This window comes from [Mycobacterium] manitobense (assembly GCF_025821665.1).
Taxonomy (GTDB): domain Bacteria; phylum Actinomycetota; class Actinomycetes; order Mycobacteriales; family Mycobacteriaceae; genus Mycobacterium; species Mycobacterium arseniciresistens.
The window spans coordinates 22,194-40,929 of the sequence record NZ_JACKSJ010000093.1 but is presented as its reverse complement, the minus strand read 5'-3'; the positions used below and the strand labels follow the sequence as shown (position 1 = coordinate 40,929).

Annotated in this window: 18 protein-coding genes and 1 pseudogene; 14 read left to right on the top strand and 5 right to left on the bottom strand. The window is 67.4% G+C overall.

The window, feature by feature from the left end:
• The first annotated feature begins 13 nt into the window (after window positions 1-13).
• Complete coding sequence (locus tag H7I41_RS11955) at window positions 14-1,165, top strand: cystathionine gamma-synthase (protein WP_264012796.1); 1,152 nt, start codon at window positions 14-16, stop codon at window positions 1,163-1,165.
• Here the strand turns inward: H7I41_RS11955 and H7I41_RS11950 are convergent.
• The 3 genes from H7I41_RS11950 to H7I41_RS11940 form a co-directional block, all read right to left on the bottom strand.
• Window positions 1,157-1,819 carry a GOLPH3/VPS74 family protein gene (locus H7I41_RS11950; RefSeq protein ID WP_264012795.1) on the bottom strand — a complete coding sequence of 221 codons (663 nt, stop codon included), beginning with the start codon at window positions 1,817-1,819 and terminating at the stop codon, window positions 1,157-1,159. The two genes, H7I41_RS11955 and H7I41_RS11950, sit on opposite strands and share 9 nt — an antisense overlap.
• 63 nt (window positions 1,820-1,882) lie before the next feature.
• Complete coding sequence (gene greA / locus H7I41_RS11945) at window positions 1,883-2,377, bottom strand: transcription elongation factor GreA (RefSeq protein WP_264012794.1); 495 nt, start codon at window positions 2,375-2,377, stop codon at window positions 1,883-1,885.
• Window positions 2,378-2,612: 235 nt separating this feature from the next.
• Entirely contained in the window at window positions 2,613-3,035 is a 423-nt protein-coding gene (locus H7I41_RS11940) for a DUF4307 domain-containing protein (RefSeq protein WP_264012793.1), read from the bottom strand.
• Between the two features lie 114 nt (window positions 3,036-3,149).
• Between H7I41_RS11940 and mca the strand changes: the two genes are divergently transcribed.
• From mca to H7I41_RS11900, 8 genes and pseudogenes are all read left to right on the top strand, one after another.
• Window positions 3,150-4,022 carry a mycothiol conjugate amidase Mca gene (mca, locus tag H7I41_RS11935; protein ID WP_264012792.1) on the top strand — a complete coding sequence of 291 codons (873 nt, stop codon included), beginning with the start codon at window positions 3,150-3,152 and terminating at the stop codon, window positions 4,020-4,022.
• The gene (locus H7I41_RS11930; RefSeq protein ID WP_264012791.1) at window positions 4,019-4,294 is read left to right on the top strand and encodes a hypothetical protein; all 276 of its coding nucleotides are present in this window, start codon (window positions 4,019-4,021) and stop codon (window positions 4,292-4,294) included. The genes mca and H7I41_RS11930 overlap by 4 nt, the downstream gene beginning before the upstream one ends.
• Window positions 4,293-6,269 (top strand): annotated as a pseudogene (locus H7I41_RS11925) (thioredoxin domain-containing protein); the annotation flags it as partial. The gene H7I41_RS11930 and the pseudogene H7I41_RS11925, both read left to right, overlap by 2 nt.
• 10 nt (window positions 6,270-6,279) lie before the next feature.
• On the top strand, window positions 6,280-6,651 hold the full coding sequence (locus H7I41_RS11920; protein WP_264012790.1) for a nuclear transport factor 2 family protein: 372 nt from the start codon (window positions 6,280-6,282) through the stop codon (window positions 6,649-6,651).
• A gap of 150 nt (window positions 6,652-6,801) precedes the next feature.
• Window positions 6,802-7,602: a type VII secretion target gene (locus tag H7I41_RS11915; protein WP_264012789.1), complete on the top strand. Its 801-nt coding sequence runs from the start codon at window positions 6,802-6,804 to the stop codon at window positions 7,600-7,602.
• Between the two features lie 277 nt (window positions 7,603-7,879).
• Window positions 7,880-8,827, top strand: coding sequence for an ESX-1 system-associated protein (locus H7I41_RS11910; RefSeq protein WP_264012788.1), 948 nt, complete (start codon window positions 7,880-7,882; stop codon window positions 8,825-8,827).
• 1,430 nt (window positions 8,828-10,257) lie between these two features.
• A complete protein-coding gene (locus tag H7I41_RS11905; protein WP_264012787.1) occupies window positions 10,258-11,121 on the top strand; it encodes an EspK C-terminal domain-containing protein in 864 nt (287 codons plus the stop codon).
• Window positions 11,122-11,325: 204 nt separating this feature from the next.
• Window positions 11,326-12,417: an ESX-1 system-associated protein gene (locus H7I41_RS11900; protein ID WP_264012786.1), complete on the top strand. Its 1,092-nt coding sequence runs from the start codon at window positions 11,326-11,328 to the stop codon at window positions 12,415-12,417.
• On the opposite strand, the gene trhA is transcribed toward H7I41_RS11900, so the two are convergent.
• Entirely contained in the window at window positions 12,414-13,151 is a 738-nt protein-coding gene (gene trhA / locus H7I41_RS11895) for a PAQR family membrane homeostasis protein TrhA (RefSeq protein ID WP_264012785.1), read from the bottom strand. The genes H7I41_RS11900 and trhA overlap by 4 nt on opposite strands.
• A 55-nt stretch (window positions 13,152-13,206) precedes the next feature.
• On the opposite strand from trhA, the gene H7I41_RS11890 reads away from it, so the two are divergent.
• From H7I41_RS11890 to H7I41_RS11875, 4 genes are all read left to right on the top strand, one after another.
• On the top strand, window positions 13,207-13,998 hold the full coding sequence (locus tag H7I41_RS11890; protein ID WP_264012784.1) for a (2Z,6E)-farnesyl diphosphate synthase: 792 nt from the start codon (window positions 13,207-13,209) through the stop codon (window positions 13,996-13,998).
• Window positions 13,999-14,050: 52 nt separating this feature from the next.
• Window positions 14,051-15,406 carry a hypothetical protein gene (locus H7I41_RS11885; protein ID WP_264012783.1) on the top strand — a complete coding sequence of 452 codons (1,356 nt, stop codon included), beginning with the start codon at window positions 14,051-14,053 and terminating at the stop codon, window positions 15,404-15,406.
• Between the two features lie 114 nt (window positions 15,407-15,520).
• Complete coding sequence (locus tag H7I41_RS11880; protein WP_264012883.1) at window positions 15,521-15,931, top strand: hypothetical protein; 411 nt, start codon at window positions 15,521-15,523, stop codon at window positions 15,929-15,931.
• A 92-nt stretch (window positions 15,932-16,023) separates the two neighbouring features.
• Window positions 16,024-16,422 (top strand): hypothetical protein, encoded by a 399-nt coding sequence (locus H7I41_RS11875; RefSeq protein ID WP_264012782.1) that lies wholly within the window; start codon window positions 16,024-16,026, stop codon window positions 16,420-16,422.
• 66 nt (window positions 16,423-16,488) lie between these two features.
• Here H7I41_RS11875 and coaA read toward each other — a convergent pair whose 3' ends face one another.
• Window positions 16,489-17,427 (bottom strand): type I pantothenate kinase, encoded by a 939-nt coding sequence (gene coaA / locus H7I41_RS11870; RefSeq protein WP_264012781.1) that lies wholly within the window; start codon window positions 17,425-17,427, stop codon window positions 16,489-16,491.
• Window positions 17,428-17,484: 57 nt separating this feature from the next.
• On the opposite strand from coaA, the gene H7I41_RS11865 reads away from it, so the two are divergent.
• Window positions 17,485-18,687 (top strand): DUF885 domain-containing protein, encoded by a 1,203-nt coding sequence (locus H7I41_RS11865; protein ID WP_264012780.1) that lies wholly within the window; start codon window positions 17,485-17,487, stop codon window positions 18,685-18,687.
• The last annotated feature ends 49 nt before the right edge of the window (window positions 18,688-18,736 follow it).

The window sequence follows — 18,736 nt, the reverse complement described above, 5'->3', positions numbered from 1 at the left end:
GGCTCGACGCGTTATGAGTGCACACAGCAAGTGGCAGGGCCTGGCCACGACGGCCATTCACGCCGTACGGCCCGATGCCCGAACCGGCGCCGTCAACGTCCCCATCTACGCCAGCTCGACGTTCGCCCAGGACGGCGTCGGCGGGCTGCGGGACGGCTTCGAGTACGCCCGGACCGGCAACCCGACCCGCGCGGCGCTGGAGTCGGCGCTGGCCGCGGTCGAGGGCGCGGCACACGGGCGGGCGTTCAGTTCGGGGATGGCCGCCACCGACTGCGCGCTGCGGGCGCTGCTGCAGCCGGGGGATCACCTCGTCATCCCCGACGACGCCTACGGCGGCACCTTCCGGCTCATCGACAAGGTGTTCAGCAAGTGGGGGATCAGCTACACCGCGGTGGCGTTGTCGGACCTGGACGCGGTGCGCGCGGCGGTGACGCCGCAGACCCGGCTGATCTGGGTGGAGACGCCGACCAACCCGCTGCTGTCGATCGCCGACATCGCGGGCATCGCGGAGCTGGCGTCGACGTCGGGAGTGAAGGTGTTGGTGGACAACACGTTCGCCTCACCCGCACTGCAGCAGCCGCTGTCGCTGGGCGCCGACATCGTGCTGCACTCGACCACCAAGTACCTCGGCGGGCACTCCGACGTGGTGGGCGGTGCGCTGCTGACCAACGACCAGGAGCTCGACGCGGCGTTCGCGTTCCTGCAGAACGGGGCAGGCGGCGTGCCGGGACCGTTCGACGCCTACCTGACGATCCGCGGCCTGCGGACACTGGTGCTGCGGATGCAGCGGCACAGTGAGAACGCCGCCCTGGTGGCGGAGTTCCTGGACGGCCACGCGGCGGTCAAGACCGTGCTCTACCCGGGGCTGCCCGGCCATCCCGGACACGAGGTCGCCGCCCGGCAGATGAGCGGCTTCGGCGGGATGGTGTCGCTCCGGATGCGCGGCGGTGCGCAGGCGGCACGCGACCTGTGCTCCCGCACAGAGCTTTTCATCCTCGCCGAGTCGCTCGGTGGGGTGGAGTCGCTGATCGAGCATCCCGGCGCGATGACGCACGCGTCCACCGCAGGCTCGCAGCTGGAGGTGCCCGACGATCTGGTACGGCTGTCCGTCGGCATCGAGCATCCCGCCGACCTGCTTGCCGATCTGGAGCAGGCGCTAGCGTAACGCCGACCGCAGTGCCGACGCCGTGACGGCCAGGTTCATCTCGGGCAGCGCCGACGAGGACTCCTCGACCCAGCTGCCCAGCGCGATCTCGCCGGCCCGGCCGTGCACCCAGCGCCAGCCGCGGTCGTTGAGGCTGAGCAGGGCGCCGAGACCGTCGACGGCGTGCAGCAGGAAGATGATCGCGGCGGTGGACGGCGCCGGTGCGGTGCGGTCGAACAATGCCGACAACACCGCCGCCCTGGCGTGGCCCACCCGGTCGCGATTGAGCAGCGGCCACGCGTAGGCGTGCCCGAAACCCTTGGCGGGCAACTCGACCCGGTCGATCTGCCCGGTGCGGTGCAGGTACTCGGCGAGGTTGTCCTCGGTGTGCTTCCGCAGCTTGCCGACCACGGCGGCCGGACGCATCGGCCGCTGCTGAAGCAGCCGGAAGGCGGGCTCGGTCACCGGATCGAGCGGCGCGTTGGCCGTCAATGCGATCAGTCGGCCCTCTTCGACCGGTTCGCCGGGCATGGTGGGCCGGATGTGGCAGGCGTACGCCAGATCGAGCAGTACGGCGGCCGTCAACACCCGCTCACGGCGCGCACGGTCGAGCCCAGGCTGGCCGGACGCGTTGTCCAGCAGCAGGAGAAAGAGGTCCTCGGCGATCTTCGCCACGGTCGGAGGGTAACCCGGCACGTACGCGGCCCGCGATCCCGAGCGGATGCGCCGGCGTCGTCGTCAGGAGTGGTAAGGCTCGGCCTTGACGAGGGTGACCTTGACGGTCTTGCCGCTCGGCACCGTGTATGAGCGCGTCTCGCCCTCTTTGGCATCGAGCAGGGCGCCGCCCAGCGGCGACACCGGCGAGTAGACCTCGAGCTTGCCGTCGTTGACGCCCTCCTGCCGGGTGGCGATCAGGAACGTCTCCTCGTCGGACTTGTTGCCGTCGTAGTAGACGGTGACGACCGAACCCGGCAGCGCGACGCCGGACTGCTTGGGGGCCTCGCCGACCTTGGCGTTGTTGAGGAGCTCCTGCAGCTGACGGATGCGGGCTTCTTCCTGGCCCTGCTGGTCACGTGCGGCGTGGTAGCCGCCGTTCTCGCGCAGGTCGCCCTCTTCGCGGCGGTCGTTGATCTCGGCCGCGATCACCGGCCGGTTGGCGATGAGCTGGTCAAGCTCGACCTTGAGCCGGTCATAGGACTCCTGGGTCAACCACGTGACCTGGGTGTCAGTCATGTCCTCGCGCTCCTGTCGTCGTTGTCTCGCGCTGTTCGCATACGAAGTTGTGGGGTTCGCCGGGATTCACACGCGTATCGCAGCGCTTCGCGAGCCCTCGAGATATCCCCCCGCAAATGCAGCAATACACGGTCCCAGCGGGAACCGTGTACCGACCGATCATACCACCGGCACGACGTGTGGTTTTCACGAATTCGCTGGTTGGCGTTTGTTGCGGGGCCCGATCGGCGGTGTTCTAGGACGCCTTCAGGTAGGGCGGGACATCGGTGCCGCAGCCGTAGACGTCGCCGACCGCCGGCGTGCGCGTCGACTTGACGATCGTCGTCACCTGCACGGTGGCCTGCGACGATGGCAGGATCAACACCTCGCGCCGGCCCGTCTCGCCACCGTCCTTGGCGCGGGCCCGCACGATGCACACCGCGGGCAGCGACGGATCGGGGCGGGTGACGCCGATGGTCACCTCGACGGTCTCGTCGTCGATCAGGCGGTAGGCGCTGAGTTCGCCCTCCACCTCGTTGGATCCGAACCGCGCAAACGCCACCAGAGCGACGATCACGCCGACCACGAGTGCTCCGGCCAACGCCGCGACGCCGAGCCAGCGGCGGTTGCGGCGCGGCGACCGCTGCCGCCCGTAGCGGTCGGCGGGACGTTCGATCATCTCGTTTTGGCAGCCCGTCGGTCGGAGAGAACAATCAGAACTGGAACTATAGGGCGACAGAAGTGATCGACACCGCGGCATAGGTTCGCCGGCGCCGTAGTTAGATGAGATGAGATGAGTGAACTGCGGTTGATGGCGGTGCATGCGCACCCCGACGACGAATCCAGCAAGGGCGCCGCGACGATGGCGCGCTATGCGGACGAGGGCGCGCGCGTGCTGGTGGTCACCCTGACCGGCGGCGAGCGCGGCGACATCCTCAATCCCGCGATGGACCTGCCCGAGGTGCACGGCCGGATGGCCGAGATCCGGCGCGACGAGATGGCCCGCGCCGCGGAGATCCTCGGCGTCGAGCACCACTGGCTGGGTTTCATCGATTCCGGTCTGCCGGAGGGGGACCCGCTGCCGCCGCTGCCCGAGGGCTGCTTCGCGGCTATCCCGCTGGACGGGCCCACCGAGGCGCTGACGAAGGTGATCCGCGAATTCAAGCCGCATGTGATGACCACCTACGACGAGACCGGTGGCTATCCGCATCCGGACCACATCCGCTGCCATGAGGTGTCGGTCGCGGCGTACGAGGCGGCCGCGGACTACCGGTTGTTCCCCGACGCCGGCGAGCCGTGGGCCGTGTCGAAGCTGTACTACAACCACGGCTTCCTGCGGCAGCGGATGCAGCTGCTGCAGGACGAGTTCGCCAGACGCGGGCTCGAGGGGCCGTTCGCCAAGTGGCTGGAGCACTGGGACGCCGACAAGGACATCTTCGCCGACCGGGTGACGACGCGCGTCGAGTGCGCGAAGTACTTTTCGCTGCGCGACGACGCGCTGCGCGCCCACCAGACGCAGATCGACCCCACCAGCTTCTTCTTCGCCACCCCGATGGATTGGCAGCAGGAGTTGTGGCCGACCGAGGAGTACGAGTTGGCACGCTCGCGCGTCCCGGTCGAGCTGCCGGAGACGGATCTGTTCGCCGGGATCGAGACGGACGGATGACCGACACCGTGCTGCTCGCCATGACCATGCTGGCCCAGGAGCAGCCGCGGGAGACCGGGCCGGACTTCGGCAAGGCCAGCCCGTTCGGCCTGATCGTCGTGGTGCTGCTGCTGATCGGCACGTTCCTGCTGGTGTGGTCGATGAACAAGCACCTCAAGCGGCTACCGGAGTCCTTCGACCCAGAGCACCCCGAGCCCGACCAGGCCGTCGACGAGGGCACCGTCGACCTGGGCCCGGAAGGCCAGCCGCGCACCCAGGAGCCTCCCGGTTAACCGTCTCGCCGACGCGACCAGCCCGTATCTGCGCCAGCACGCCGACAACCCGGTGCACTGGCGGGAATGGACGGAGGACGCGCTGGCGGAGGCGGCCGAGCGTGACGTGCCGATCCTGCTGTCGATCGGTTACGCGGCCTGTCACTGGTGCCATGTGATGGCGCACGAGTCGTTCGAGGACGACGAGGTGGCCGCCGCGATGAACAACGGCTTCGTCTGCATCAAGGTCGACCGGGAGGAACGGCCCGACCTCGACGCTGTCTACATGAACGCCACCGTCGCGCTGACCGGGCAGGGCGGGTGGCCGATGACGTGCTTCCTGACCCCGGACGGCAGGCCGTTCTTCTGCGGGACGTACTACCCGAAGGCCGGCTTCCTCGAGCTGTTGGCGGCGGTCGGCGACACGTGGCGGTCGCGGCGCGCGGAGGTCGAGGAGGCATCCGACCACATCGCGGGCGAGCTGCGGGCGAGGGCGGCGGGACTGCCGGGCGGTGGCCCCGCGGTGGAGGCGGGCTTGTGCGACGCGGCGGCCTCAGCGGTGCTGGCGGACTTCGACGCGGTGCGCGGTGGCTTCGGCGGAGCCCCGAAGTTCCCGCCGTCGGCGTTGTCGGAGGCGCTGCTGCGGCATCACGAACGAACGGGGTCCGCCGAGACGCTGGCCGCGGTGGAGCGGACATGTGACGCGATGGCCCGAGGTGGCATCTACGACCAGTTGGGCGGCGGCTTCGCGCGCTACAGCGTCGATGCCGCGTGGGTGGTGCCGCACTTCGAGAAGATGCTCTACGACAACGCGTTGCTGCTGCGGCTGTATGCGCACTGGGCCCGGCGGACCGGTTCGGCGTTGGCCGTACGCGTCACCGCGGAGACAGCCGGCTTCCTCATTGACGCGCTGGGTGACGGCGGGATGTTCACGTCGTCTCTGGATGCGGACACCGACGGCGTCGAGGGCTTGACGTACGTGTGGACGCCGGCGCAGTTGACCGAGGTACTCGGGCCCGACGACGGCGCATGGGCGGCGGACGTTCTGGGCGTGACGGCGGAGGGGACGTTCGAGCACGGCGCGTCGGTGCTGCAGCTGCTCCGTGATCCGGACGACGTCGAGCGGTTCGCACGGGTACGGGCGGCTCTGGCGGCGGCGCGTTCGGAGCGGCCGCAGCCGGGGCGTGACGACAAGGTGGTCACCGCGTGGAACGGGTTGGCGATCACGGCGCTGGCGGAGGCGTCGGTGGCGCTCGGGCGTTCGGACCTCCTGGACGCGGCGGTGGCCGGCGCCTCCCGTCTGGTGGAGCTTCATGTGGTGGACGGCCGGTTGCGGCGGGCCAGCCTTGGCGGCCGGGTGGGGGAGAGTGCGGGCATCCTCGAGGACCACGCGATGCTGGCGACGGGTCTGCTGACGCTGTACACGGTGACGGGCGAGCCGTCGTGGCTGCGGGCGGCCTCGCGGCTGCTCGATGTGGCGGTCGAGCATTTCGCGGATCCCGAGGTGCCGGGCCGGTGGTTCGACACGGCCGACGACGCGGAGAAGCTGATGGTGCGGCCGTCGGACCCAATGGACGGGGCAACGCCGTCGGGGGCGTCGTCGATGGCGGAGGCCCTGCAATTGGCGGCGCATCTGACGGGTTCGCCGACGTATCTGGAGGCGGCTTCGGAAACTCTGGCATCAGCGACGCCGATCCTGGCGAAGGCGCCGCGGGCAGGTGGGCACTGGCTGACGGTCGCGGAGGCGGCGGTGCGCGGTCCGATCCAGATCGCGGTGGCGTGCGATCCGGCGTCGTCGGAGCTGTTGGGTGCCGCACGGAGGCTGGCACCGGGCGGTGCGGTGGTGGTCGGCGGGCCTGCGGATTCGTCGGAGTTGCTGGCGGGTCGGGACAGGGTGCGCGGTGCCGACGCGGCGTACGTGTGCCGGGGGCAGGTGTGCGACCTGCCGGTCACGACCACCGCGGAATTGGCTGTTGCGCTGGGTGTTCCCGTGTAGCTTCGAGCCCATGTCGAGTGCCGAGCACATCACCGAAACCGTCAACCGCTACCTCGAATTGGTGGCCAAGGGCAACGCCGACGGAGTGGCGGAGCTGTATGCCGACGACGCGACGGTGGAGGACCCGGTGGGCGGCGAGGTGCACATCGGCCGGCAGGCGATCCGCGGGTTCTACGGCGCGGTCGAGGGTGTGAAGGCCGAGTCCGAGCTGCTGACGCTGCGGGTAGCCGGCCACGAGGCGGCATTCCATTTCCGGCTCACGCTCGACTTCGGCGAGACGCAGATGCAGGTCGACCCGATCGACGTGATGGTGTTCAACGACGAGGGCAAGATCCAGGCCATGAAGGCGTACTGGACGCAGGAGCACATGAAGCAGCTCTGAGCGCTGTGGGGCGGTTGGGACGCTTGGGGCGCCGGATTTGGTGCTCCTGAGGTGTGATCAGCTCCGGTAGCATTTGCTATCGAACTGGTGAAGGGCTGGTCATACGCGATTTCGCGTGGGTCAGTCGCGATCTGAAGGCGGGGGCTAGCGGTGTCCGGTGAGCTCAGGGTCAACCCGGGGGAGCTGAGGAACGGGGCCACCGGACTGGAGAGTGCGGCGGACGGTATTCCGGACCCGCTGCCGCAGTTCTCGGGTGGTGGAACCGATGCACTGTCGACGGCGGCAACCAGTTATGTGCAGGGCTTCGAGGCCCCGATCGCGGAGAATCTGCCGAAGACGAAAGACGAAGCTCTCGCCGCGGCGCGCAACATCCTGAAGGCTGCCGGCCTGTACGAGCAGGCGGATCAATTGGGCGCCGAGGGTGTTCAAGGGGCGTCATCGCAGTCGGCCGCAGGCGGCTCGTCACCGGCAGGTGGTGACCCGTCGAGTCAGCTCAGCCAGATGATGAGCATGCCGATGCAGATGGCGCAGATGGCCGGCCAGATGGGTGCGCAAATGGCGCAGATGGCCGCGTCGATCCCGCAGGGAATCGCCCAGGGTGTGTCGCAGGGGATGCAGCAGATCAGTCAGCTGGCTGGTGCGGGCGGCAAGGGCGGCGACCTCGGCGAGGCGGGCAAGGTGCCCGGCGCGGAGGATGCGACACCCGGGGACGAGCGGTCCGAGGAAGAACGCCGTGGCGAGCGGGACGAGGACAAAGAGAAAGACGAGAAGAAGGACTCGACTCAGGCCGGTGCGCCCGGGCAGCCAGGTGCAGAGAAAGCGCCGGTGGGGACGCCGCAGCCGGGTCCGGGGCAGGACGCGCCGCAGTCCGGCGCGGTGCCCGAGGCGGCACCAGCGCCCAAACCGGCGCCGACCCGTCCGGCGGGCTCTGATGCTCAAATAATCGTGTGACTGTGATGCCGATCGACGTGAAGGTGTGCCGATGACTTTGCCTCCCCCGCCGGATCCGTACGGTTCGCAGCCGCCTCATGGCGGAGGGCAACCGGGCGGTGGGGTGTCGCCGCAGTGGGGGAGTCAGCAGGGTGGGGTGCCTCCGCAGGGGTTTGGCGGTGGTTATGGCCCGCCGCCGCAGGGGCCGTGGGGACCGCAACAGCAGTGGCCGGGCGGCCCGGGTGGTCAGCCGCCGAAGAGTGGCCGGGGGAAGTGGATCCTCGGAGGTATCGCTGTCGTGTTGGCGATCGCTTTGGCGGTGGTTATCACGGTGCTCGTCGTGCGGCCGGCCGACGGGGGCGGGGGGAATGGTGACCCGACCACGCAGAACGGTGACTCGGAATTCGCGAGCGCGGATGACACCGGGCCGGTGAACATCATCACGGAAGATCCGACGTGTGCGGCGTGGCTGAAGATCGCCCGGGCTTACGCCGAGAAGACCGCGGCAGTGAAATGGATTGACAGAGATCAGTCTGTGCCCGCCAGCCGTTGGACGCCAGAGGACAGGGCAATGTACGAGACGGCCAGCAATGCGTTATCGGAGGCCGCCACTTCTACCGTGCGCCTCGCGCAGCAGACTCCACATCGTACCGTGCGAGAATTATATCAGCAATTCGTTGTTTATTCGCGGGCCTTCGTCGACAGAATTCCGTCATACACTCCCGCAGACGGGCCGTTATCAGATGTGGCTCATTCGATAGCCAATGCTCTGGCTAATGCCTGCTCGGCGATCAATAGTAATGCGGCTGATGCGGTTGCGCCTCTGATTTCCGTTGCGGAAGGTCCCGCGACCGTTCCTCCGCCCAGCACCATCGACGACGTGGAGCGGGTGCTTCCGGGGCAGAAAATCTGCAGCGAGTGGGAGCAATTAAGTGTCCGCTTCAGCGAAGACACGGCGTCGTGGCGCGCCTTGGATCCGAAGATCCCAGCAAGCCAATGGACGACAGAACAGCGCAACATCAACGACGCGGCGGCGTCGGTGATGTCGGCGAACGCTGATGAGATGGAGCGCCTGGCGCGCAACAGTGGAAATCCCGTTGTGGAAGACATCGCATTACTTGCCGCGCAGTATCGTCGCGGATTTGCCGTAGCAATACCCGACTATGCTGCAGCGGACAATTTTTTGTCAGAGACATCAGTATTTCTAGCGAAGACTATCGACTGGTCATGTAGGGCGGCGCAATGATCGGTGCTGGAGTTTCGCGTGCGAACGGCGACAAGCCGTCGGGCGAGTATGCAGACGATATGACGAGTGCGGGCGCTTGGCCCGAAGCCGATGAGTCAGCATTCCAAAAGCAAGGAGAACAACATAGAGCTAATCTCACGAAACTTAACGCTGCAATCTCTTCGTGGAGTGCCCAACAGGCTCTAATTTTCAACGGTTCCTACGTATGGTCCGGTCCGAGCTCTGTCAGTGCTGCGGGGATTGTCAGCGCAGTCTCTCAAGCTCTGTCAAAGCACAAAACCCAACTCGAAGAGGCTATTGCCTCCTGTGAAAACGCAGCAACTACCATCTCCAAAGCAAAGGATGAAATTTGGAGCGCGGTAGAAGGCGCGCAAAACCGTATAACCACAGTCCGAAACAACGCCGCAGAGGACGAAGCGGATCCAACTGACGCCATCCACGCCATTGTCAACGAAACATGGGCAGCCAACAAGGGTACTGTTGATAACGCGGCAGTGAGCCTGGGAGGGCGGGCCGGTGCACCTGAAGCACCGCCGTACCCGGACGATGCCGACTCGAATGAGGCGGCAGCTCGTGACACCGGTGATAGCGCGCCATTCTCGGCCATGAGTAGGACGGATCAGCCCGCAGGGGCGGTGGGCGATAAGCCAGGCTTGGATGTCGCGGACGCAGCCCTCTCGACGACTCCAGGTGCGCCCGACGGACAGGGCGAAATTGTTACGGCTTCGAATTCAGTTCGAACTGATCAATTATCCGGGGGGACGACTGGTGTGTCTGTCACAACAGAAGAATCCCAGCCGAACGCTGCAGTAGAAGTAACACGAACCGACCAGACCCAGATGACGCCCGGGATCGTAAATGCAGCGACTGGGCAACAATCGACCGGATCACATCCCGCGAGGACTTCACCTCCGCCGGCTTCCGTCTCCGGAGATTCGGCGGCGGGGAACGGGTCCAATCCCTCAACGTCAAGTAATGCGGGCCTAGCCGCCACTAATTCGGCTGGCACGTCACTTGGCGGAAGCCAAACATCTGACGCTTCTTGGTCGGATGCGACAACAGGGTCCGATTCTTCAACGGCGGAATCGTCGTCTACCAACGCAAGCCAAGCCGGCCACACACCGACGAATCCGGTCGAAGCATTTATGCAGGGATACGCGGAGGCTGAGCCTTCGATGAACCCGGCGTCGGCGGGCAGTTCGCCAACTGCGCCGGTCGCTCAGACGGCGCCCGTTGCGCCGGATCCGACGAACACCTCAACTCAGGCAGCCGGACACAATCCATCGACCAATCAGCCGAGCAACGTTGCGCCGGTTGGTCAGTCGGCCCCTGCCGCTCCGCTGAACGCTGGCTCGCCGATGACCGGTGGCGGCATGGGTGGTATGCCGCTCGCTCCACCGCCTACAGTGTCGCCCGCTGCACCGCCGCCGATGGCTCCGCCATCCGTGGCGCCGGCCTCGGCGCCGCCGGCCGCCGCCGCGGCTGCAGCGCCCATCCCGGTGTCGACAGCTCGGCGCGAACGTGACGCCATCGCAGCGGTAAGTCGTCGCGGCAATGATCCGTCCCAAGTGGCGACGCGAATTGCTGCTGCGCTCAACGCAATTCCGACGCAGGACTTCGGCTTCTACTGGGTGACGGCGCTGACTGTCGACGGCACGATCGTGGTCGCGAACAGCTACGGCATCGGCTACATCCCCGAGGGCGTCAATCTGCCCGAGCAGGTAAAGATGGCCAGCGCCGACGAGTCGATCCCGGCGGTCGACCGTGGCAAGTGGGCGACGTATCCGATGTTGACGCTCAAGGGGTGGGCAGAGGAGCACAGCACCACTCTGCGGATGGTCATAGCGACGGAGTCACAATTCCAGGGCTTCGACCCCGGTGCGGCGAAGATGATTCTGCAACCCGACGACATCCCCGAGAACGGGCAGATGCAGGGCCGCTCGCGCCTCGAAGTGATTGCGCCTCAGGCGGCGGCGCAGTTGGCGGCGGTCAGCGACGCTGACCTTCCTGAGTTGTTGCCTGTCGCGCCGGCCGACGGGACGCCTCCTGCTGATGAGACGTTCCAAAAGTGGTTCAGCGTGATGAAACCGATGATGAGCCAGTCCGACGAGCGTGGGCAGTTCCACCTGAAGGCCTTCATCGAGTACGCGAACTACTCACAGGAGAAGGCGTTGCACTCGGCGCACACCGCCGCCGACGCGACAACACTGCGCGCCGCCATCGCCGACTGGATTTACTGGCAGCACCTCGGAGTCCTCACCTCGGATGCACTGTCCGAACTTCAACCCTCGTAAACAGGTGCGCTTCCTCCGCGGTAGCCGTTGCCTGGATCCCTTCGTTCCGCGCCAATGATTGCGTGACCGTGATGCCGATCAAGACGTGAAGGTGTGCCGATGACTCTGCCTCCCCCGCCGGATCCTTTCGGTTCGCAGCCGCCTCATGGCGGAGGTCAGCCGGGTGGTGGGGTGCCTCCGCAGTGGGGGAGTCAGCAGGGCGGGATGCCGCCGCAGGGGTTCGGCGGTGGTTATGGTCCCGCGCCGCAGGGGCCGTGGGGTCCGCAGCAGTGGTCGGGCGGTCCGGGTGGTCAGCCGCCGAAGGGTGGCCGGGGGAAGTGGATTCTCGGAGGTATCGCTGTTGTTCTGGCGATCGCTTTGGCGGTGGTCATCACGGTGCTCGTTGTGCGGCCTGCTGATGGTGGCGGCGGGAATGGTGATCCGACGCAGCAGAACGGTGACTCGGAGTTCGCGAGTGCTGATGACACCGGGCCGGTGAACATCATCATGCAGGACCCCACCTGTGAGGCGTGGGGACGAATCGCCCGCACGTACGCGGACCGAGTTAAGGCGGCAGGTTGGGGCTCAAGAGATCAATCGCTGGCGGGCAGCCAGTGGACAACGGAACAGCGCTCCATGTACGACACAGTCGGCCAAGCTATGCTCGCCGCCGCGGAGACGGCTGAGAGCTTAATAATGCATACCCCGCATCGTGTGATGCGCGAGCTGTACGGCCAGTTCGTCGCCTATGCGCGCGCCTTCGTGGACCGCATACCGTCTTATAAGCCTCAGGACGATGCCCTGGCGGTTGTTACCGACACCATCACGACAGCAACTGCCGACATCTGTTCGGCGATCGATTATGGAAGTGCAGAAGAGGTGGCACCGCTGGTCTTGCCGCCGGCAGAACCTACGTCGCTCAGTGATGCCAACGACCTTGGCGAGCCCGCCATCTTTCTCCCATCAACGAATCCTGTGTGCGTTCAGTGGGAGGAATTGGGAGCTAAATTCGCCGCTGACAGTTCGGCATGGCGTGGCATCGACGCGAACATTCCCTCAACGGCATGGAGTCCCGAACAGAGGGCGACGAACGACGCCGTCGCTCCGATCATGACCGCAAATGCCAATGAAATTGAAGGTCTTGGCCGCCAGAGCGGAAATCCGATACTGGAGGATTTAGCCGTTCTAGCCGCGCAATACCGGCGAGCCTACGTCGCAGCCCTTCCGACCTACTCCCCAGCAGATAATTTCTTATCCGAGTCGGCATCGCGGTTGGTCACTACTGTTTCCACGGCCTGTAAGGCCGCCACTTCCTAAAAGACCGCAAACCACATCGCGATGTAGTGACAGATCGCGGCGACGGCCGTGCACGCGTGGAAGAACTCGTGATGCCCGAACGTCGTCGGCCAGGGGTTCGGCCACTTCACCGCGTAGAGAACCCCACCGATCGAGTAGAGCGCGCCGCCGACGATCAGCAGCACCACCGCCGCCACACCCGCGCCGTCCATGATCGGCCCGATGAACCATGCCGCCACCCAGCCCAACAGGATGTACAGCGGAACCCCGACCCACGCCGGCGCCGACGGCCAGAACATTTTGAGTAGCACCCCGGCGAGCGCCCCGCCCCACACGATCGCCAGCAGCACCACCCCGCTGCGCTCCGGCAGCGCCAGCATCGCGAACGGCGTGTAGCTGCCCGCGATGAAGATGAAGATCATTGAGTGATCGGCCCGCTTCATCCATTTGCGAGCCGACGGCGACGTCCAGTTCACCCGGTGGTACGTCCCGCTCACCGTGAACATCGCCACGATCGTGAACGTGTAGATCAGCGTCGCGATCCCGGCCCGCAGCGATTCCAACGACCAGGACACCGACACCAGCGCCGCGCCGGCGATGAGCGCCACGATCGCCGAGTACACGTGGATCCACCCGCGCGCCCTCGGCTTGCCGATGAAGTGCGCGACCTTGTCGACGACAGCCTCGGGGAAGTCCTCCGCATACACCCGCGGCGGCTGTTGCTGGGCTTCGTCAGCGGTATCGATCTGTGCCATCTCACCTCCACCAATGCCATTGGAGTACCCGAACGTCACAGTAGTCTTGATCGTCGTGGACATCATTCCCCCGCGTCTCAAGGAGCCGGCCTACCGGGTCTACGAGATGCGGTTGCGCCAGGAGCTGGCGCGGTCCAAATCCCAACTGCCGCGCCATATCGCCGTTCTGTGCGACGGCAACCGCCGCTGGGCCCGTGACGAGGGTCACGACGACGTGTCCTACGGCTACCGCATGGGCGCGGCCAAGATCGCCGAGATGCTGCGCTGGTGCCAGGCCGCCGGCATCGAGATGACGACGGTCTACCTGCTCTCCACCGAGAACCTTCAACGCGATCCCGCCGAACTCGGCGAACTCCTCGAGATCATCACCGACGTCGTCGAAGAGATCTGCGCCCCCGCCAACAAGTGGAGCGTTCGCACCGTCGGCGATCTCGGCCTGCTCGGCGAGGATGCCGCCCGCCGGCTGCGCGACGCCGTCGAATCCACCAACGGCAACGGGAGCGGCTTCCACGTCAACGTCGCAGTCGCCTACGGCGGCCGCCAGGAGATCGTCGACGCCGTCCGCGCCCTGCTCGGCAAGGCGCTCGCCAACGGCGCCCACGGCGAACAGCTCGTCGACGCCGTCACCGCCGACGCCATCTCCGAGAACCTCTACACCTCCGGCCAGCCCGACCCCGACCTCGTCATCCGCACCTCCGGCGAACAACGGCTCTCCGGCTTCCTGCTCTGGCAGAGCGCCTACTCCGAGATGTGGTTCACCGAGGCCTACTGGCCGGCCTTCCGCCGCGTCGACTTCCTGCGCGCCCTGCGCGACTACACCCAACGTCACCGCCGCTACGGCAAGTAACCCGGCGGTCTGCTCTTCGCTCAGGCACTCATCGCCGTGACACACTGATCACATGGCTGCGCTGTCGGCAGTGGTCTTCTCGCTGAGCTGGTGGCTGGGTCTGTACCTGCTCGCCCGCGACCCCCGCAAGCCCGTTCTCGTGCTCGCCGCTCTGGGTCTCACCAGCTTCGCCGTCGTCGTCGCGCTCGACGCCGTCCGCGTGCTCACCGGGTCCGAACTGCTCGGCCGCATCGAGATCTACCTCGTCGCCTTGCCGGGCATCGCCTGGTTCGCCGTCGTCGTCGAACTGTCCCGCCCGATCGAGACCTGGCGCGGCCGCGCCGGTGAACTCGCCGCCGTCACCGTCATCGCCGCGCTCGCCCTCGTCGGCGCCGACCTGGCCGACTCCGTCGACGGGCCGCTGAACTCCGGCCACTGGATGATGTTCGCCGTTGTCAGCGTGTCCTCCCTGGGGGCGATGATCCGCGCCGTCCTGCAGGGCGTCCGGCCCGTCCCCGTCGTCGGCTTCCTCGTCATCGCCACGCTCTTCTTCGCACTCGGCAACGCGATCCTCATCATCCCGCTCGGCCTGGTGCCCAGCTGGCTCGCGCTCGCGTCCACCGGCTTCGACGTCGCTCTCCTCGGCATCGCCGTCGCCATCTGGGACGCCTTCGACGAGGGCCAGGCGCTGCGCGCGGACATGCTGCGCTCATTCACGGCCACCGCCGTGGTCGCCTTCCTGTTCGGCGGGCAGGCGCTGGTCGGCCTCGCCGCCACCGACGGCGCCGCCACCGCGCTGACCGTCCTGCTGTTCACCAGCCTCGCCATCGCCATCTCCATCAACGTGCTTGCCGACCCGCTCGCCGGCGTGCTCGACCGCCTCGCCTTCTCTCGCTCACCCGACCTGCGCGCCGATCGCGCCGCCCTGCGCCGCACCGAGGCCGCGCTGCCCCTGCGGTCGGCCAACCCACTCGACGACGTCGACGACGACACCTTCGCCCGTCTCACCCGCCGCGCGCTCGGCCACTACGGCGACCTGTCCAAGCTCGTCGCCAGCCCACTCACCGCGCTGCCCGTCATCGACGAGCGCCTCGCCGCCCGCGGTGCACCCGACCAGCCCATCGAACGCGCCAACGAACTGCGCGCCCTGCTGGCCGACCGCATCGCCGCCCTGAAACCGCGCGACGGCGGCGACTTCGGCACCACCGAACACTGGCGGCACTACAACTCGCTGTACTTCCCCTACGTCGTCGGCGTGCGCGCCTACGCCCAGAACGCCACCGCCTCAGGGCTCGACCCGGTCGCCCGCAAGGCCTGGCAGTGGTTCGTCACAGAGGTCCCGCAACGCTCCCTGCACAACTGGCAGAACGCGGCAGCCCGCGTCATCGCCGCCGATCTGCGCGGCACCCTCGTCACCGCCGACGACTGACACGCCCCTGACCTGCGGTTGGCAGCGCCTGGCAGTAGCAGGCGTCGATCTGGCAGTGCCTCGGAAGCAACATCAGTGGTGTTCCACCCCGACCTCAACGCCGAGGAGCCCGCAATGGCCACCATCACCAACCGACCACTGTCCGATTCCACCGACTCGCTACTGCGCTTCGCACTCCGCGCCGACGCCACCCTCACCGGCGTCGCCGGACTGCTCATCGCCGCCACCGCCGGCCCGACGGCCTCGCTCACCGGATTGACCGGCGCGCAGACCTACGGCCTGGGCGCCGCCCTGGTGTTCTACGGCCTGATCGTCTACGCGCTGGCCGCGGTGGAGTCGCTGCGCGGCGTGGGCATCGGCGTCGCGATCGCCAACGTGGCGTGCACCGTCGCCGCCATCGCCGTGGTGGCCGCGGGCACGCTGTCGCTCACCCAGGCCGGCGTCGCCGTCACCTTCGCGATGGCCCTCTACACCGCCTTCTTCGGCGGACTGCAGTACCTCGGAGTGCGCCGCCTCTCGGCGTGACTCCCTCCCCGCCGGTGCGGGGCGCCGCCGCAAGAGGTTACGGCGCGCCGCCCCGCACCGGTCTTCATCCGATAATCCCGAAAGGAACTGTCATGACCGCAGTCTCGACCACCACATCCGACTCCCTGCTCCGCTTTGCGATGCGTGCCGACGCCATCCCGGTCGGTGTCGTCGGCATCGTCTTCGCCGCCGCCGCACAGCCGCTGTCCCCGCTGCTCGGCCTTCCCGTCGCCGCCGCGTACGGCCTGGCCGCGTTCTTCATCGCCTGGGGCGTCATCGTCACCTGGCTGGCCTCGCGGCCGGCCGTCCGCACCGCCGGCATCGGCGCCGCGATCGCCAACGTCATCTGCACCGTCGCGGCGGTCGCCGTCGTGCTGACCGACGTGTGGCCGCTCACGACGCTCGGCGTGGTGATGATGCTCGCCAGTGGCGTCTACACCGCGGTGTTCGCCGAACTGCAGTACGTCGGCGTCAAGCGCATCGCGGCCTGATCCGCCCGACTTCGGCGCGCTCCCGTTCGCTCACCGAACGCGAGCGCGCCGAAATCGCTGGGCCGGTCAAAGCTTGCGCAGCCGCAGCCGGTTGATCTTGTGGTCGGCGTCCTTGCGCAGCACCAGCGTCGCCCGCGGCCTCGTCGGCAGGATGTTCTCGATGAGGTTGGGCCGGTTGATCGAATGCCAGATGTCGCGGGCGGCGAACACCGCCTGCTCGTCGGTCAGCGTCGAGTAGTGGTGGAAGTGCGACTTCGGATCGGCGAACGCGCCGGCCCGCATGTTCAGGAACCGCGAGATGTACCAGCCCTCGATGTCCTCGATGCGGGCGTCGACGTAGACCGAGAAGTCGAACAGGTCCGACACCATCAGCGCCGGGCCGGTCTGCAACACATTGAGGCCCTCGAGGATCAGGATGTCGGGGTGGCGGATCAACTGCTTCTCGCCCGGCACGATGTCGTAGATCAGGTGCGAGTACACCGGCGCGCACGCCTCGTCGGCGCCGGCCTTCACCGCCGTCACGAACCGCATCAGGCCTCTGCGGTCGTAACTCTCGGGAAAACCCTTGCGATGCATCAGGTTTCGCCGGTGCAGTTCGGCGTTGGGATACAGGAACCCGTCGGTGGTGACCAGGTCGACGCGGGCGTGGTTGCCCCAGCGGGCCAGTAGCGCCTGCAGCACACGCGCGGTGGTCGACTTGCCGACGGCCACACTGCCCGCGACGCCGATCACGAACGGCACCGGCCGGTCCGGATTCTGCTGCGGCTCGCCGAGGAATTCCGCGGTGGTGGCGAACAGTCGCTGCCGAGCCGCGACCTGCAGATGGATCAGCCGGGCCAGGGGCAGGTAGACCTCTTCGACCTCGAGCAGGTCGAGCTTCTCGCCGAGGCCGCGCAACTGCGCGACTTCCTGTTCCGTCAGCTTCAACGGCGTCGACATGCGCAAGTCGCGCCATTGACCCCGGTCGAATTCCACATACGGACTCGGCTCGCTCAGCCGCGGCATGGGGCCAGTCTTGCAGCACGCGCGCGACCCGTCAGAGCCTGGGTAGCGTTGACGGCCATGGAGGCCGATACGCTCATCCGTGAGTACCTGCTGCTGGGACTGCGCTTCGACCGCATCGAGGACGGCTACGTCGACTCGTTCACCGGCGATCCGGCGCTGCGCCGCGCCGTCGCCGACGAGCCCCCGCCCGACCCCGCCGACCTCGCCCGGCAGGCCCGGCGCCTGCTCGCCGAGATCCCGCAGAGCGGGGGACTGGAACAGGCGCGCGCCGACTACCTGGCCGCCCATCTGCGCGCGCTGGACTGTGCGGGCCGCAAGTTCGCCGGCGAGCAGGTCGGCTTCGTCGATGAGGTCGAGGCCTACTTCGACGTGCGCATCGGCAAGGGCGACCCGTCCCGCTACGAGGCCGCCCACGCCAAACTCGAGGAGGCACTGCCCGGCGACGGCCCGCTGGCCGAACGCGTGCAGGCCCACCGCACCGCCGACGAGATCCCGCCGGAGCGGCTCGAAGAGTGCATCCACGCGTTCTCCAGCGCCCTGCGCGACCGTGTGCGCGCCGACTTCCCGCTGCCCGACGCCGAGACCATCAACTACGAGGTGGTCACCGACAAGCCGTGGTCGGGCTTCAATTACTACCTCGGCAACTACACCTCGACGGTCGCGGTGAACGCCGACCTCAAGCAGCAGATGGCCAACCTGCCGCGACTCGTCGCCCACGAGTCCTACCCGGGCCACCACACCGAACACTGCCGCAAAGAATTCGGATTGGTGGCCGGCCAAAATCAGGTCGAGCAGACGATTTTCCTGGTGAACACTCCGCAGTGCCTGATGGCCGAGGGTCTGGCCGACCTGGCGCTGCACGCCGCGATCGGCTCCGGCTGGGGAGTGTGGGCGTCCGAGATCTACGCCGATCTTGGGCTGCGGTTCGACGGCCATCGGGCCCAGGCGGTGTCCGAGGCGACGGCCGCGCTGGCCGACGTCCGCCAGGACGCCGCGCTGATGCTGCACGACGAGCACCGCGACGTCGATGACGTCGTCGACTTCCTGCGGCACTGGCTGCTGGTCGACGACAAGCGCGCCCGGCAGACGCTGCGCTTCCTGTCGTCGCCGCTGTGGCGGGCCTACACGTCGACGTACGTGGAGGGCTACCGGTTGCTGCGGGGCTGGCTGGACGCCCGTCCCGCCGACGTCAGCCTCACCCAGCGGTTCGGCCGGCTGCTCGACGAGCCGCTGATCCCGTCGTCGCTGCGGGCCGCCTGACTTCTTCGCGTCGGCGCGCCGTCAACACATGTTGACGCGTGCGGGAGGA